The following is a 14,508-nucleotide window of genomic DNA, read 5'->3' as shown; positions in this document are numbered from 1 at the left end:
TATCCCAAGCGCCAGACGCAGCGTGGCATGCAGGCCGAACGCAGCCATCTGCCGCTGAAGATCAACACCGCTGGCGTCATCCCGCCGATCTTCGCGTCGTCGCTGTTGTTGATGCCGCTTACGGTGTCGCAGTTCGCGGGCAACCAGGTGGCGGGCGAGAGTGCGTGGGGCGACTTCGTTCTGACGCTCAACCAGGCGCTGCAGCATGGCTCGCCGATCTATATGGGGCTCTACGCGGCCGGCATCATCTTCTTCTCGTTCTTCTACACGGCGGTGGTGTTCAACCCGGAAGAGACGGCGGACAATCTGAAGCGATATGGCGGGTTCATTCCCGGTATTCGGCCCGGCAAGAACACCGAGACCTATTTCGACTATGTGCTGACGCGCATCACCGTGATCGGCGCGGCCTATCTGACGATCATCTGCCTGTTGCCGGAGTATCTGGTGACCGCGCTGGCGATCCCGTTCTACCTGGGCGGGACCAGCCTGCTGATCGTCGTGAACGTCACGATGGATACGGTTACCCAGATACAGAGCCATCTGCTCGCGCATCAATATGGCGACCTGATCAAGAAGTCGAAGCTCAAGGGCGGCCGCCTGCGCTGACGTTGGAACCGGGCAGGGAATGAAGGGGAGCCGCGTGAACATCATCCTGTTGGGGCCGCCGGGGGCGGGCAAAGGAACGCAGGCGAGCCGGCTGGTGGCCGAGCGCGGGATGGTCCAGCTGTCCACGGGCGACATGTTGCGCGCGGCCAAGGACGCCGGCACGCCGGTGGGCCTGCAGGTGCGCGACATCATGGCGCGCGGCGAGCTCGTTTCCGATACGATCGTTTCGGCGTTGATCGGCGAGCGCCTGGACGGGGGCGAGACCGGCACCGGCGTAATCTTTGATGGCTTTCCGCGCACGGCGCCGCAGGCGGACGCGCTGGACCTGCTGCTCGGCGAACGCGGCCAGCGGCTCGACCGGGTGATCGAACTCACCGTGGACGAGGGTGCGTTGACCGAACGCATCGTCGGACGATACACCTGCGCGCGATGCGGCGAGGGCTATCACGATCGCTTCAAACAGCCTGTCGCGGTCGGCGTGTGCGATGTTTGCGCCTCGACGGAATTCAAACGGCGGCCCGATGACACCGCCGAAACGATCGCGACGCGGATGAACCTCTACCGCGCCGAGACGGCCCCCATCCTGCCGATCTACGAGGCGCGCGGGCTGGTGCGCCGGGTCGACGGCATGGCCGATATCGGCGATGTGACGGCCGCGATCGCGGCGGCGCTGGACCTGACGGATCCGATCCACTGATGCGGCGGCTGGCGGCGATCGCGCTGAGCTGCGCCGTCCCGCTGCCGCCCCCGCGACTACCGAGGTGACCGGAGCGAGCGATAGGGCTGCGAAGTCCGCACGGGGAGCCGCGTCGCCGCGGGCCCCTCGGCGGTATGGGCAACGCTGATCGCGCCCGCCCGCTGGTGGAGTTCGGCGCATAGCTGGTCGGGTTCCGGCGCCAACATGACGTTGGACCCGCGCCCGGGTGGCTGCTTCCGCGAGCGATTGCCAGGTGGCGGCGGCGTCGAGCATCTGCGGGTGGTGTCCGCCGCGCCCGGCACCTCGCTGCGCACGACCGGGGCGTTGGGACCGTTGCAGGGCGAGGCGTTGACCGGGGTGATGACGCTCACGCTCAAGGCCGGCGGCGCCGGCACCTCGGTGACGCTCCGCTATGCGGTCGCAGCGCGGCGGACGGGGGGCACCGCGCTTGCGCCGGCGGTTGACGCGGCGCTGGCAGAGCAGGTCGCCCGCCTGAAGACGGCAGCCGGGCACCGCTGAGGGACACGCCCGACCGGCGTTTTGGTTCCGGTGAGCGGTTGACAGCGAGACTGGCGGAGCCTAGTTGGACCACACCCCGATGACACAGGTTTCCGGCGGCGCTTGTTTGCGCTCGCCGTTATCGTGCGTTTCGGATTGCAACGCGATGAGATGGGTCGGCTGCCATGCCGGATCCGTGGAGCTGGGAGAACATAGTTCATGGCACGTATCGCTGGGGTTAACATCCCGACCGCAAAGCGCGTCGTCATCGCGCTTACCTATATCCACGGTATTGGCCCGACCAAGGCCAAGGCTATCACCGAGAAGCTGGCGATCGCGCCAGAGCGCCGCGTGCAGGACCTGACCGATCAGGAAGTGCTGCAGATTCGCGAGACGATCGACGCCGATCACCAGGTCGAGGGCGACCTGCGCCGCACGACGGCGATGAACATCAAGCGCCTGATGGACCTGGCCTGCTATCGTGGCCTGCGTCATCGTCGCGGCCTTCCGGTTCGCGGTCAGCGCACGCACACCAACGCGCGCACTCGCAAGGGCAAGGCCAAGCCGATCGCCGGCAAGAAGAAGTAAGCTGGAGCCGCGGTGTTCCCGCGGCTCGCTCTTCATCTCTCGAAGTTCAGGACAGTTTCATGGCTCAAGCACCTCAGCGCATTCGCCGTCGCGAGCGCAAGAACATCACGGCCGGCGTGGCTCACGTCAATGCCAGCTTCAACAACACGATGATCACCATCACCGACGCACAGGGCAACGCGATCTCCTGGTCCAGCGCCGGAACGATGGGGTTCAAGGGCTCGCGCAAGTCGACGCCATACGCGGCGCAGGTCGCGGCCGAAGACGCGGGCAAGAAGGCCGCCGAGCATGGCGTCCGCACACTAGAGGTCGAGGTCAAGGGCCCCGGCTCGGGCCGCGAGTCGGCGCTGCGTGCGTTGCAGGCGGTCGGTTTCCAGATCACGTCCATCCGCGACGTGACCTCGATCCCCCACAATGGCGTGCGCCCGTCCAAGCGCCGTCGGGTCTAACCCGCCACTTACTTTCTAATGCCCGGCGGACGCGCCGCGGCATCCTTCTACCCGGCCGGACTACCCCTTCCGGCCCAACCCGGGGACCAAAGCCTTGGCCGTCAATGCAAAGAACTGGCAAGAACTCAAGAAGCCCAACGCGCTCGAGAAGAAGTCGGGCGGCGGCGATGGCAAGCGGCGCGCGACGTTCATCGCCGAGCCGCTGGAGCGCGGCTTCGGCCTGACGCTCGGCAATGCGCTGCGCCGCGTACTGCTGTCGTCGCTGCAGGGCGCGGCCGTCACGTCGATCAAGATCGAGAACGTGCTGCACGAGTTCTCGTCGCTGGCGGGTGTACGTGAGGACGTGACGGACATCGTCCTGAACGTGAAGCAGATCGCGATCCGCATGCAGGGCGAAGGCCCCAAGCGGCTCCAGCTCGCCGCGACCGGCCCGGCCGAGGTAAAGGCCGGCGACATTGCGGTAAGCGGCGATATCGAGATCCTGAACAAGGATCTGGTAATCTGCCATCTTGACGAAGGCGCGACGCTTAACATGGAGCTGACTGCCGATATCGGTAAGGGCTATGTCCCCGCGACCGCCAACCGTCCAGTCGACGCGCCGATCGGGCTGATCCCGGTCGACGCGCTCTATTCGCCGGTGCGGCAGGTGTCGTACAAGGTCGATCCGACCCGCGTCGGGCAGGATCTTGACTATGACCGCCTGACGCTGACGGTCGAGACCGACGGCACAATTAGCCCGGACGATGCGGTCGGCTATGCCGGTCGCATCCTCCAGGATCAGCTGGCGCTGTTCGTTCAGTTTGACGATTCCTCGATGCCGCGCAGCTCGGCCCCGATCGGTCAGGCCGCGGTGCCGACGTCGGTCAACGAGCCGATCGGCGACACGCAGCAGATCAACCGTTACCTGCTCAAGAAGGTGGACGAGCTGGAACTGTCGGTGCGATCGGCAAACTGCCTGAAGAACGACAACATCATCTACATCGGCGATCTGGTCGGCAAGACCGAGGCCGAGATGCTGCGCACGCCGAACTTCGGCCGCAAGTCGTTGAACGAGATCAAGGAAGTGCTGTCCTCGATGGGGCTGCGACTGGGGATGGAAATTCCCGGCTGGCCGCCTGAGAACATCGAGGAGATGGCAAAGAAGCTTGAGCAGGAGATCATGGGGTAATCGCAGGCGAATAGCGCAAGCTGTTCGCCGTCGCGGCGATTACCTGGGCCGGCGGGCAGACAAGCGACATCGTCGCGAGGCTGTCCTGTTCGGCGTCACGGGCGCGGCTTTGCCACTGCCACTTTCACCTGGGCCCCGGCATTTGCCGGGGAGGCGAACTGTACGGTGGGCCGCTCGCCCCCACCAGGCTGAGAGTACCTCGAACGGCTCTCAAACGAACGAAGGAAGATACCATGCGTCATCGCGTCGGCGGCCGTAAGCTGCAACGTACCTCCGCCCATCGTCAGGCGCTGTTCCGCAACATGTCGGCGGCGCTTATCAAGCATGAGCAGATCACCACCACGGTCGCCAAGGCCAAGGAGCTGCGGCCGTATATCGAGAAGCTGATCACGCTGGCCAAGAAGGGCGGACTGTCGAACCGTCGTCTGGCGCATGCGCGGCTGCTGGATGACGTTCAACTGATCAAGCTGTTCGATACGCTCGCCGGCCGCTACGCCACGCGCAACGGTGGCTATACTCGGGTCATCAAGGCGGGCATCCGCGCGTCGGACGCATCGCCAATGGCGATCATCGAGTTCGTCGATCGCGACGTGTCCGCGAAGGGGCAGGACTCCGGGCCGGTGCAGACCGACGACGGCGAGTACGATCTGGCGGCGTGATCCGGTCCGGTCGGCGGGTGATCAGCGGCTGGTAGTTGGCCGCGTGAGACTGTCGACCGGTACATCGTGGAGCACGCGGTAACGTGCCTCGATCAGGCTGAACAGGCCGAAGCCGAACAGACCGACAGCGATGATGACGTCCCAAGGGCTGTTTAGCCAGGCGAGCGCCTTGGCCATGCCACCCGCCTCGCTCGCCTGCTGCTCCAGTCCGGCGCGGAGCAGGAAAAAGCTGGTGATGAGGAAGACAAGCCCGCGCGCCGCATAGCCTGCGCGTCCGCTCCATTTGACCCAGGCTTGCTGCGCGATGCCGGGTTCCAGGTCGCCGAGGAAGGTGCCCTTCGCGGCCTTGAGCAGCTGCGCGACACCGACCGCCGCCAGGATGGCAGCGCCAATCAGCACCAGGAGCGGGCCACCGGGCAGGTCCAGCGCCGCGCGCGTGCCCGCCTGCGTGCCACCACCGTCTGACGCCGTGCCCTGGATCAGACGCACCGCCTGCCAGGCGAGGAACAGGTGGACGACGCCACTCGTGCCGGCGGCGAGGCGTTCCAGCGCACCCTTGCGGTCGGAGCCATGACGCTCGACGTCGAACGCAGCGTCGGCAAGGCGCCACAGCCCATACGCCACGAGCCCGACCGCCATCACGCCTAGCAGCAGCCGTCCACCGCCTTCGCCCAACGCCTGGAGCGCGCCGGCCGGGTCCTCCGCGCGGCCGGTACGGGCCACGAGAAACGCTATCATGAGGTACAGCAGGCCGCGCGTCGCGAAACCGATGCGCGTGAGTAAGGTAAGGGCGCTGGCGTTCATGGGGGCTCCTGTTCTGCACACGAAACGGACGCCGACATCACCGCGTTCCGTGGAATGGACGGGCCGGTAGCGTGGGAGCCGGGGAGCGGCTATCGGCCGGCGCATGGATCACCCCGACACCATCCTCATCATCGACTTCGGCAGCCAGGTCACCCAGCTGATAGCCCGGCGGGTGCGGGAGGCGGGCGTTTACAGCGAGATTGCTCCGTTCACGACAGCCGCCGAGGCGTTCGCCCGGCTACGACCGCGTGGGGTTATCCTGTCGGGCTCCCCGGCGTCGGTGCTCGACGAAGGCAGCCCCCGGGTGCCCGACGTCATCCTGGATAGCGGCCTGCCGGTGCTGGGCATCTGTTACGGCCAACAGGTGCTGATGCATCAGCTGGGCGGCACGGTGATGCTCGGCGACTCCGGCGAGTTCGGCCGCGCGTTCATCACCGTCGCCGACGATTGTGCGCTGTTCGATGGGTTGTGGGCGGAAGGTGAGACGCATCAAGCTTGGATGAGCCATGGCGACAAGGTGACCGCGCTGGCGCCCGGATTCCGCTCCGTCGCGGCCAGCGCAGGCGCGCCTTATGCGGTGATCGCTGACGACACGCGGCGTTATTACGCGATGCAGTTCCATCCGGAGGTGGTGCACACGCCCGATGGCGCGAAGCTGCTCGCCAATTTCGTGCGGCATGTCTGCGGGTGCGCGGGCGACTGGACGATGGCGGAATATCGCGCGGCCAAGATCGCCGATATCCGCGCGCAGGTAGGTAGCGGCCGCGTGATCTGCGGGCTGTCGGGTGGCGTCGACTCAGCCGTCGCGGCGGTGCTGATCCACGAAGCGATCGGCGCGCAGCTGACCTGCGTGTTCGTCGATCACGGCCTGCTGCGGGCGGGCGAGGCGGACCAGGTCGTGTCGCTGTTCCGCGGCCACTACAATATCCCGCTGGTGCATGTTCAGGCCGACACGCTGTTCCTCAACGGGCTAGCCGGCGTCACCGACCCCGAGCTGAAGCGCAAGTTCATCGGCAAGACCTTTATCGAGGTGTTCGAGGCGGAGGCGCGCGCAATCGGCGGCGCTGCGTTCCTCGCGCAGGGAACGCTGTACCCGGACGTGATCGAAAGCGTCAGCTTCACCGGCGGGCCGTCGGTGACGATCAAGAGCCATCACAATGTCGGCGGCCTGCCCGAGCGGATGAACATGGCGCTGGTCGAGCCCTTGCGCGAATTGTTCAAGGACGAGGTCCGCGCGCTCGGCCGCGAGCTGGGCCTGTCCGAGGCGTTCGTCGGGCGGCATCCCTTTCCCGGTCCCGGCCTTGCGATTCGCATTCCCGGCGAGGTAACGCGCGAACGGTGCGACACGCTGCGCAAGGCGGACGCGATCTATCTGGAGGAGATCCGTGCCGCCGGTTTGTACGATGCGATCTGGCAGGCGTTCGCGGTGCTGCTGCCCGTGCGCAGCGTTGGCGTGATGGGCGACGGACGGACCTATGACAACGTGCTGGCCCTGCGCGCGGTCACGTCGACCGACGGCATGACGGCGGAATGCTTCTCCTTTCCGGGCGACTTTCTGCCGCGCGTGGCAACGCGGATCGTGAATGAGGTGCGCGGCGTGAACCGGGTGGTGTACGATTATACGAGCAAGCCGCCGGGAACGATCGAGTGGGAATGATGCTGGGCACAATGAGAATTGGTGCGGCGGTCGTCGCACTTGCACTCACGGGCTCGGCATCTGCGCAGCTTGACCCGCCGAGCTGGACCACGCCCACACCCGCGTTTCGCATCGTCGGGCCGATCTGGTACGTCGGCACGCAGGGGCTGTCGGTCTATTTGATCAAGACGCGCGCCGGCGCGATCCTGATCGACGGGACGCTGGCGGATAACGTGCCCGCGATCAGGCGCAACGTCGAAGCGGCCGGCGTCGCGATGCGCGACGTCAAGCTGCTGCTCAACAGCCATGCCCATTTCGATCACGCCGCGGGCCTCGCCGGGCTGAAGGCCGCGAGCGGCGCGCGGCTGCTTGCCGGGGCGGCGGACAAGCCGGCGCTCGACTCAGGCATCCCGCCGGGCGAGGTCTCCTATGGCGTGATCGCGTTTCCCGCCGTCCGGGTCGACCGCGCCGTGCGCGATGGCGAGCGGGTGCGGCTGGGCGAAGTGACGCTGACCGCGCATGCCACACCGGGTCACACGCCGGGGAACACCAGCTGGTCGATGCGCGTGGTCGATGCAAAGGTGAACGGGGGCAGGCCGCTGAGCGTGCTCTTTCCCGGCTCGCTCAACGTCGCGGGCAATCGGCTGGTCGGGAACAAGCGTTATCCGGGCATCGTCGCCGATTTCCGCCGCAGCCTGGCGCGGCTGGCGGCGATGAAGGCGGACGTGGTGCTGCCTGGCCACCCCGAGGCGGCTGACGTGATCGGGCGTGGCGCGCGCGCGGCGGCGGGAGAAAAGGGCGCGTTCCTCGCCCCGGCGCTAATGGCACAGACCACGGCGGCGGCGGCGAAAGCGTTCGAGGTCGAGTTGGCGAAGCAGGAAGCGGCAGCATCTCCGTCATCCCGGCCTTGAGCCGGGATCCAACCCTCCACGCATCCCACCCGTCGAGAAATTGACCCTGGCTCTGCGGCCGGGGTGACGAAGGGTCGACTCGACTCAACGCAAATTCGATTCGCTTCGTCGCCAAGCGCGACTCGTGGCGGAACCTCGGATTCCTTCGAACGCTCGCCTGGTCATGCGCGCCCGCACCCTTCGCTCGTCCCTGCTCAAACGCATCGTTTTCGACGACGATGCGGGGACGCTGCTGGTGAGCTTCCGATCCGGGCTGCGCTATATCTACGAGGGCGTGCCGCGCACGATCTATGACGCGCTCGGCAAGGCAGGGTCCGCCGGGCAGTTCTTCAACGAGCATGTGAAGGGCCGCTACGCGTGCCGGCCCGATCCCACCCGGAAGCGGTATCGGCCGGTCGCGGATTAGGCTCAAAACCGACGTCGCCGAGCCAGTCCCTCCCCGGCGGACGCCGGGGTCCAGTCGGCCGCGCCGGGGACTCCGCCCGGCTTCCGCCGGGGAAGTGCCTCACGCGGGCTGGATCGATTTCAAGCGACCGCTCGCGCGAGCAGGTTTCCCCGTTGCCTCAGCGACTGGGGTCGATGAGGTACTTCGTTCCGGTGGCCTTGCGTTGATATTGTTCGACCACCTCCGGCCTGAGCGCGTCCGCCAGCGAGATCGTGTCTGTATAATGGCTGGCGAAGGTCGTCTTCAGCTCGCGCGCGACGCGGTCTTTCAGTTCCTGCGTCTTGGCCGCGCCCGCCTTGATCAGGAAGGGTGTGAGCAGGAAGCCGCTGACGCTCCACGCAAAGCCGAAGCCGCGGTCCAGCGTCGTCGGGCCGACGTCCAGGCCGCCATAGATGTACACCTGCTTGAACGTCGTCGAGCCATATCGGCTGTACGCCCCCGGCTCCCGACTCGCGGCGGCCTCCATGGCATGAAGGATGGCGTTGGTGAGCTTGCCGCCGCCGATCGCGTCGAAGGCGATCGTCGCATTTGTCGCCGCGACAGCGTCGGTCAGTTCATCGCGGAAATCCGCACTCGTCGAGTCGACGACGTACGTCGCGCCCGCGTCGCGGAGCAGCTTGGCCTGATCCGCGGAGCGGACGATGTTCACCAGCGGCACGCCGTCGGCGATCGCAATGCGATTGAGCATCTGCCCAAGGTTCGACGCGGCGGCGGTATGAATCAGCCCCTTGTGCCCCTCGGCGCGCATCACCTCGGGCATTGCCAGCGCGGTCAGGGGATTGACGAACATCGATGCGCCATCAGCGGCGCTGGCACCGTCGGGCAGCGCGATCGTGTCGCGCACGGCCAGCTTGCGATGCGACGCATACATCCCGCCGCCCAGCATGCCGACCTTTCTGCCGATCAGTCCCTGCGCGTTCTCGCCCGCCGCAATCACCGTTCCCGCGCCCTCGTTGCCGACCGGCAGCGATTGATCGAGCCGCGCCTTCATCATGCCCATGCGCTGTGGCGGTATCTGGAGGACGAGGGTGGGGCGGTCGGCGGTGCCGCCGGCCTGCATGGTGGCAAGGTCCGCAGGGCCGAGCAGCAGGCCCAGGTCCGACGGATTGATCGGTGCCGCCTCGATGCGGACGACGACCTCGTCGGGTGCCGGAGCGGACAGCGTCGTCTCTTCCAGACCGAGGTGGAGTTCGCCGGCGGCAGTCACGCGCGATCGGAGTTCGAGGGCTTGGGTCATGCTACTCTCCTTTGCAGCCCGGCATGCCGGGACGTACCGCAGGAGTAAATGCCGTTACGTAGAACCGGGGCCTCCTCGTCCACGCCGAAGATGATGCCGCCGTGCCGGCGGACAACAGCCTTCAGTTCCGTGCTGCATGTCGCGCCGCGGGCGTTTCAGTCGATCTGCACCTGTTTTCGCAGGGCGGGCACGGCTTCGGGATGTGCGGGGTGCAAGGCAAGCCGGCCGCGATCTGGCCTGAGCTCTTTCGACAATGGGCGAAGCGGCAGTGGGCTTGACGTGCCCCGCGAGGTTGGCCGGACCTTTCCTCGATATCTGCATAAGGCCGAATCGAGAGTTCGTTGAGTCGCAGACCCGGCGCCGTTCGGGCAGGTTTCCTGTATCGGTTAGCTCTCTGAGCTGCCGGGACGAACCTGTGGCGATGACCGCAGATTGTTCGGTACAGCTTGCTCGACGCTTATCGAACGGTTCGCGCCCATGCTGCCGCGAGCGAGAGGATTAGCTGGTGACCCCTACGAGAATCGAACTCGTGTTTTCGCCGTGAGAGGGCGACGTCCTAACCGCTAGACGAAGGGGCCGCGCGGCGAGCCGGGCAGGTAGGCGAGGGGGTGCGCACCGTCAAGCCGCGCCAGGTGCACGGATTGCGACGAGCGTGCGGCAGGGTGAATTGCGTTTCGAGCCGGCTTGCGCGAAACCCGGCTATCAGGGGGAATACGCACGGTGGGGCAACCTGCGGCACGACTGACCGACATGCATGTTTGTCCGATGGTGACGCCGGGCACGCCGCCGATCCCGCATGTCGGCGGTCCTATCGTCTCGCCCGGCATGCCGACGGTGCTGACCGGCAGCCTGCCGCAGGCGCGCGTCACCGACACCTGCATCTGCGTCGGCCCGCCCGACGTCATCGTGCAGGGTTCGCCCACCGTGCATGTCGGTGGCCTGTTGGCGGCACGCCTGGGCGATTCCACCGCGCACGGCGGCAAGATCGTGGCGGGCCTGTTCACCGTGCTGATCGGCGGCGGGGGTGGCGGCGGCGGCGGAGGAGGCGGCGGCGGCGGGGTCGGCACGTCGAGCGGTTCCTCCAGCAGCTCCAGCTCCAGCGTCGGCGAGGCGGCGATCGGGGCATTGGAGATCGGCAATTACCAGCCGCTCGCTAGTTCTGCCGCGCTGTCCAGTCCGCATGCCCAGGCTGACGCGCTGCGCCGGGCGGCCAAGAAGCGCGCGCCGTTCGTCGAGCGCTGCTCGGGATGAGCGACTGGTTCGCGGTCGTCGATACCGCGCGGGACGAGGACCTCTACCCGCTGGTCATGGCTTCCCAGGACTGGACGTGCCTCATTTCCGGGGAGCTGGATCCCGCGCTGGCGCCTACGCTTCCATACATAGTGCGCCTGTCGAAAGGCCGTTCCCTCGCCGACGCCTGGCAGGCGCGGGGCTGGGGCAGGGGGTGGGGCATAACGCTGCAGTATGAGGGCAGCACGGACAACCTCCGACGTCACTTCAAGCGCTTTCTGTTCGCTCGGCTTCCCGACGGGATGGTCGCGATGTTCCGGTTTTACGATCCGCTGGTGTTTCGCCGGTATCTTCATGCCTCCACGCCCGATGAGGCGAGCCCATGGTTCCGAGGGGTCGATCGCTACTATCTGGAAGGCGACACCCCGGGCCTGCTCCACGACCTGCGCTTCGAGGGCCGGCTGGTGGACAACGGACAGCCGGTCTGACGCTCAGCGCGTCACGGTCCACCCTTTGCCGACGCGCCTGAACACGAAGCGGAAGAATCGGCCGACTCCCCCTTCGTCGAAGGTAACGACCGGGCGCCCATCCTGCCGCGTCCATTCCGCCAGACGCCCGCCGCCGAACAGGTGAAAGACCGGCTCGGCCGGCAACGGCAGCAGCGCGGCACCGCTGCGCACCAGCGCGCCGATCCCGTAGTCCGACGGGAGCTCGTCAGCATCCGCGTAGAGGGCCTGCCGGTACTCGGTCGTGCGTTCGCGCAGAAGATCGGGCAGCGTCCCCAGCCGGCGCTCATCGAGCAGCTTCCAGATCGCCTCGTATTCGCGCCATAGTTCCGCGCTCGTGTCGTCGTCCGCCGGGATGACGGCGCTGTCGATCCAGGCCCAGCGCGGAAGGGGCGCGCTGATCACGACCGAGCGCCGCAGCTGCAGCGAGCTGCTGGTCGTTCGGGCGGTCACCGGGCCTGCCGATCCCATCATGTTGGGTCCGGGCGGGGCACTGGTGACGGTCGGGTCTTTTTCCGGCTCGACCACTAGCGACGTTAAGGGGATGAGATCGCTGCCGGGTACCGACGCGTCACGTACGCCGAAAATGGCGGAGCCTGCAGCGGCGGGCGGGGGGGCGGTTCCCGACGCGGTCAGCGACAGCGCCAGGACGTTTGTGCCGGTGAGCAGCCAGGGCGTGATCGCCACGCTCGCGTCGAGTGCCCTGCCGCCGGGCGTGCTCATCACCGGCACATCGTTGACCGACGCGGTGACATCGGCCCGTTCACCGGAGAATTCGAGTCGGAAGGCCGATAGCGGCATGCCTCAGAACTCCGCTTTCGACAGGTCGATCGTCTTGCCCTGTTCCGGAAACCGCGCCGGCGCCCAGATCAGCCACTCGTCGCCGTTGGAGGAGCTTGGCCGCATTCCTTGGTCGTTGCGTACCGCAGGGCCGCTCGGCGTCGGCTTTGCCTCTTTGGGGTCGGGCAACGCGCCGCTGTTACCCGTGCCGACATCCACGAGATAGGCGTAATAAAGCTTTACCCCTGCGAAGTAGGCGCCGCCCTGCAGGCCAGGTTTTGCACCCACCGCTATGGCGGTGAAGTCGAATCCGATCTCGGACTTCGCTCCGCCGGTCGCGCTCGCGGCAAAGCTGACGATGAAGCAGCGGACTTCCGCTGACATCGTCCCTTTGAGCGTCACCGGGGATTTCAGGGCGCCTTTACCTTTCACGGCCTTCCAGCCCTCGTCGCCGACGTTCCGCCACTCGAATTCGGCCGTGGCATGGAACTTGACCTCAAGATCGATCGCGATGTCTCCTCGGGCGAACTTGCCCGGGGTGCGGGCGCGATCACGGGCCTTGCGCAGTATGGCGACCCAGATCGGAGGGCAGCCACCGGCCGCCAGTCCCTTCTCGATCATTCCGAGCAAAACGAAAAGAACGTCGACCTTGAACGTGACTCCCAGCAAGGGGTTGAAGTTGAGTTTGACGAAGCCTTGCGTCGCGACACGCCAGTCCGCTTTCTCCACGACATCGAACCCGACTTCGAGCGAGATATTGGGGTATTCCAGCGTGGCCGACAGATTGCTCGCGCTCTCCCCATCTTTCATATAGGCAAAGAACGGAGCAACCTTGCTCATGAAAGTATCGAGTCTCCTGAACGGCAGGTCATAGTCTCGGCGATAGACGTGGTTTGCCCAAGTGGTCCTTGGCGCGCCCAGGGTGAAGGTACTGGTGCCGGCCTTCAGCTCCAGTCCACCGTTGAGAGTGCCGGTGGTTTCCTTTTTCATGCCTTTCACAGTGTCGCTCGGGATGGTGAACGACTGGCTGACTTTGCCTGTCACCCTGATCAGCGGGAACGCTTCCACCGTGACGGTCAGGTCCTGAGTACCGGCACAGCCGGCGCCGGAGACGGTGTAGGTGTTGACCAGCGACTGCCGGTCCATGAACAGACGGAACAGCGTTTCCCACCGGTTCACGCCTGTGAGAGACGAGGTCGCGTCGAACTTGAACGGGGACGCGGTGCGGATGCTCGTCCCTGGACCGCTGACGCAAACCGCCGGCCAGATGTCGTCGACATGGTAGTTGGGCTTCACGGTTTTGCCCAGGCCGGTGGCTCCCGGCCGCCCGAGCACGCACGGCCCTCCCGACAAGGTGACGTTGATCGTGTCCTTGAGCTTCACCCAGTCACCGGCCGAAGACGTCTCGGCGTCGGCGACTACTTGCAGGACGCGCTTGCCCGCGCGCGTTGCTGGACCCGGCGCCTTGATGAGGTAGCCGCGCTGCCCATGACCGCAGCGGAGCACCATGGTTGTCACGCAGCAGGGATCATGCGCCTTGTTGTGGCAGGGTACGCACAGATCGCCTTTGCCGATCGGCGGGTTGCGCTTGATCATCGTCTCGCCATTGCCCTCGACCGCATTTTGCCAGGGCTGTTTCGCGGGCGCGGGCGCGGGGACATGGCAGACGTTTTCGGAACTCGGTACGTCCGCCATCAGCGGACCACTGCCGCGACCGGATCTATTTGCCATGTGGCGTCGTCCCCATCCGCTGTTCGGCCAGCTGTACCAGCATGGCTAGACGCTCGTTCGGCTCGTGCGATCGGTCGTCGAGGATTTGGGCCGCACCGGGCAGGCCCTTGTTCACGAAATCGGGTCCAAACAGCAGCTCGAACGCCGAGAAGCGCGCTGCCTGTCGCAGGCTGGTAAGGCCGAACTGCCGGCTACCCACCAGGCAATTGGCGGCGAAGGACCTGAGTTGCTCGGGGGCGCTGCCCTGAGTCTCCGCCGGCAATGTTTCCCGCAGGAACTGGGCGATCTGCCGCGCGAACTCAACGTCATGGTCCGGCCGCAGAGCCGCTGCCTGGTGTTCGGATATCTGCAGCACGCCAGCTCCCCCAAGCTCGCCGATGAAGGTGGGGTAATCCCGTGCAGAATGTAAAGGGTATGCGCCCGCTAAGCGACGAGTTTCACGCCGCCACCTTCTTCCGCTCCGCCATTTCCGCGTTCAACATCTCCGCCAGCAGGAACGCCAGCTCCAGCGATTGCGAAGCATTCAGCCGCGGGTCGCAATGCGTGTGGTAGCGATCCGCGAG

General features: G+C 66.2%; 18 protein-coding genes, 1 tRNA gene and 1 pseudogene. 13 read left to right on the top strand and 7 right to left on the bottom strand.

All coding sequences use genetic code 11. The features are described from left to right. The 7 genes from JWN21_RS07380 to rplQ form a co-directional block, all read left to right on the top strand. Positions 1–606, top strand: a 606-nt coding sequence (locus JWN21_RS07380) for a preprotein translocase subunit SecY (protein WP_299647776.1), incomplete at its 5' end; no start/stop codon positions are given. A 34-nt stretch (positions 607–640) separates the two neighbouring features. After that, entirely contained in the window at positions 641–1,303 is a 663-nt protein-coding gene (locus tag JWN21_RS07375) for an adenylate kinase (RefSeq protein ID WP_299647774.1), read from the top strand. Positions 1,304–1,447: 144 nt separating this feature from the next. Further along, on the top strand, positions 1,448–1,822 hold the full coding sequence (locus tag JWN21_RS07370) for an SRPBCC family protein (protein WP_367182921.1): 375 nt from the start codon (positions 1,448–1,450) through the stop codon (positions 1,820–1,822). 198 nt (positions 1,823–2,020) lie between these two features. Beyond that, complete coding sequence (gene rpsM / locus JWN21_RS07365; RefSeq protein WP_299647772.1) at positions 2,021–2,389, top strand: 30S ribosomal protein S13; 369 nt, start codon at positions 2,021–2,023, stop codon at positions 2,387–2,389. A 59-nt stretch (positions 2,390–2,448) separates the two neighbouring features. Continuing rightward, positions 2,449–2,838: a 30S ribosomal protein S11 gene (gene rpsK / locus JWN21_RS07360; RefSeq protein ID WP_228947318.1), complete on the top strand. Its 390-nt coding sequence runs from the start codon at positions 2,449–2,451 to the stop codon at positions 2,836–2,838. A gap of 94 nt (positions 2,839–2,932) precedes the next feature. Continuing rightward, the gene (locus tag JWN21_RS07355) at positions 2,933–4,006 is read left to right on the top strand and encodes a DNA-directed RNA polymerase subunit alpha (RefSeq protein WP_299647764.1); all 1,074 of its coding nucleotides are present in this window, start codon (positions 2,933–2,935) and stop codon (positions 4,004–4,006) included. Positions 4,007–4,239: 233 nt separating this feature from the next. Next, entirely contained in the window at positions 4,240–4,665 is a 426-nt protein-coding gene (gene rplQ / locus JWN21_RS07350; RefSeq protein ID WP_299647762.1) for a 50S ribosomal protein L17, read from the top strand. A 21-nt stretch (positions 4,666–4,686) separates the two neighbouring features. Here rplQ and JWN21_RS07345 read toward each other — a convergent pair whose 3' ends face one another. Further along, complete coding sequence (locus JWN21_RS07345; RefSeq protein WP_299647760.1) at positions 4,687–5,469, bottom strand: DUF1206 domain-containing protein; 783 nt, start codon at positions 5,467–5,469, stop codon at positions 4,687–4,689. Positions 5,470–5,572: 103 nt separating this feature from the next. On the opposite strand from JWN21_RS07345, the gene guaA reads away from it, so the two are divergent. The 3 genes from guaA to JWN21_RS07330 all read left to right on the top strand — a co-directional run bounded on the left by guaA (position 5,573) and on the right by JWN21_RS07330 (position 8,422). Continuing rightward, positions 5,573–7,126 carry a glutamine-hydrolyzing GMP synthase gene (gene guaA / locus JWN21_RS07340; protein ID WP_299647758.1) on the top strand — a complete coding sequence of 518 codons (1,554 nt, stop codon included), beginning with the start codon at positions 5,573–5,575 and terminating at the stop codon, positions 7,124–7,126. Further along, positions 7,126–8,016: a subclass B3 metallo-beta-lactamase gene (gene bla / locus JWN21_RS07335; protein WP_299647756.1), complete on the top strand. Its 891-nt coding sequence runs from the start codon at positions 7,126–7,128 to the stop codon at positions 8,014–8,016. Before guaA ends, bla begins: the two co-directional genes overlap by 1 nt. 163 nt (positions 8,017–8,179) lie before the next feature. Next, positions 8,180–8,422: a KTSC domain-containing protein gene (locus tag JWN21_RS07330; protein ID WP_299647754.1), complete on the top strand. Its 243-nt coding sequence runs from the start codon at positions 8,180–8,182 to the stop codon at positions 8,420–8,422. 157 nt (positions 8,423–8,579) lie between these two features. Here JWN21_RS07330 and JWN21_RS07325 read toward each other — a convergent pair whose 3' ends face one another. Then, positions 8,580–9,698 (bottom strand): zinc-binding dehydrogenase, encoded by a 1,119-nt coding sequence (locus tag JWN21_RS07325; protein WP_299647752.1) that lies wholly within the window; start codon positions 9,696–9,698, stop codon positions 8,580–8,582. 83 nt (positions 9,699–9,781) lie between these two features. On the opposite strand from JWN21_RS07325, the pseudogene JWN21_RS07320 reads away from it, so the two are divergent. Then, positions 9,782–9,976, top strand: a pseudogene (locus JWN21_RS07320) (alpha/beta hydrolase); the annotation flags it as partial. Between the two features lie 225 nt (positions 9,977–10,201). Here the strand turns inward: JWN21_RS07320 and JWN21_RS07315 are convergent. Continuing rightward, positions 10,202–10,276, bottom strand: a tRNA-Glu gene (locus JWN21_RS07315). Positions 10,277–10,418: 142 nt separating this feature from the next. Here JWN21_RS07315 and JWN21_RS07310 point away from each other — a divergent pair. Both JWN21_RS07310 and JWN21_RS07305 read left to right on the top strand, forming a co-directional pair. Next, entirely contained in the window at positions 10,419–10,949 is a 531-nt protein-coding gene (locus tag JWN21_RS07310) for a PAAR domain-containing protein (RefSeq protein WP_299647750.1), read from the top strand. Next, entirely contained in the window at positions 10,946–11,416 is a 471-nt protein-coding gene (locus JWN21_RS07305) for a DUF4123 domain-containing protein (protein WP_299647748.1), read from the top strand. Before JWN21_RS07310 ends, JWN21_RS07305 begins: the two co-directional genes overlap by 4 nt. A gap of 3 nt (positions 11,417–11,419) precedes the next feature. Here JWN21_RS07305 and JWN21_RS07300 read toward each other — a convergent pair whose 3' ends face one another. From JWN21_RS07300 to JWN21_RS07285, 4 genes are all read right to left on the bottom strand, one after another. Continuing rightward, positions 11,420–12,235 (bottom strand): hypothetical protein, encoded by an 816-nt coding sequence (locus JWN21_RS07300; RefSeq protein ID WP_299647746.1) that lies wholly within the window; start codon positions 12,233–12,235, stop codon positions 11,420–11,422. Between the two features lie 3 nt (positions 12,236–12,238). Next, on the bottom strand, positions 12,239–13,909 hold the full coding sequence (locus JWN21_RS07295) for a hypothetical protein (RefSeq protein ID WP_299647744.1): 1,671 nt from the start codon (positions 13,907–13,909) through the stop codon (positions 12,239–12,241). A gap of 25 nt (positions 13,910–13,934) precedes the next feature. Beyond that, entirely contained in the window at positions 13,935–14,300 is a 366-nt protein-coding gene (locus tag JWN21_RS07290) for a hypothetical protein (RefSeq protein WP_299647742.1), read from the bottom strand. Between the two features lie 82 nt (positions 14,301–14,382). Then, on the bottom strand, positions 14,383–14,508 hold a 126-nt coding region (locus JWN21_RS07285; RefSeq protein ID WP_299647778.1), incomplete at its 5' end, for a 3-deoxy-7-phosphoheptulonate synthase.

Source organism: Sphingomonas bacterium, assembly GCF_028292945.1.
In the GTDB taxonomy this organism is placed as follows: Bacteria; Pseudomonadota; Alphaproteobacteria; order Sphingomonadales; family Sphingomonadaceae; genus Sphingomonas.
The sequence above is the reverse complement of the archived record's forward strand: the minus strand, read 5'-3'. Positions and strand labels throughout refer to the sequence as shown.

Excerpts from the sequence above, each read along its gene's own strand:
- JWN21_RS07325 (WP_299647752.1), bottom strand. The coding sequence starts at position 9,698 with ATGACCCAAGCCCTCGAACTCCGATCGCGCGTGACTGCCGCCGGCGAA.
- JWN21_RS07305 (WP_299647748.1), top strand. The coding sequence starts at position 10,946 with ATGAGCGACTGGTTCGCGGTCGTCGATACCGCGCGGGACGAGGACCTC.
- guaA (WP_299647758.1), top strand. The coding sequence starts at position 5,573 with ATGGATCACCCCGACACCATCCTCATCATCGACTTCGGCAGCCAGGTC.
- rpsK (WP_228947318.1), top strand. The coding sequence starts at position 2,449 with ATGGCTCAAGCACCTCAGCGCATTCGCCGTCGCGAGCGCAAGAACATC.
- JWN21_RS07295 (WP_299647744.1), bottom strand. The coding sequence starts at position 13,909 with ATGGCGGACGTACCGAGTTCCGAAAACGTCTGCCATGTCCCCGCGCCC.
- rpsM (WP_299647772.1), top strand. The coding sequence starts at position 2,021 with ATGGCACGTATCGCTGGGGTTAACATCCCGACCGCAAAGCGCGTCGTC.
- JWN21_RS07345 (WP_299647760.1), bottom strand. The coding sequence starts at position 5,469 with ATGAACGCCAGCGCCCTTACCTTACTCACGCGCATCGGTTTCGCGACG.
- rplQ (WP_299647762.1), top strand. The coding sequence starts at position 4,240 with ATGCGTCATCGCGTCGGCGGCCGTAAGCTGCAACGTACCTCCGCCCAT.
- JWN21_RS07300 (WP_299647746.1), bottom strand. The coding sequence starts at position 12,235 with ATGCCGCTATCGGCCTTCCGACTCGAATTCTCCGGTGAACGGGCCGAT.
- bla (WP_299647756.1), top strand. The coding sequence starts at position 7,126 with ATGCTGGGCACAATGAGAATTGGTGCGGCGGTCGTCGCACTTGCACTC.
- JWN21_RS07330 (WP_299647754.1), top strand. The coding sequence starts at position 8,180 with ATGCGCGCCCGCACCCTTCGCTCGTCCCTGCTCAAACGCATCGTTTTC.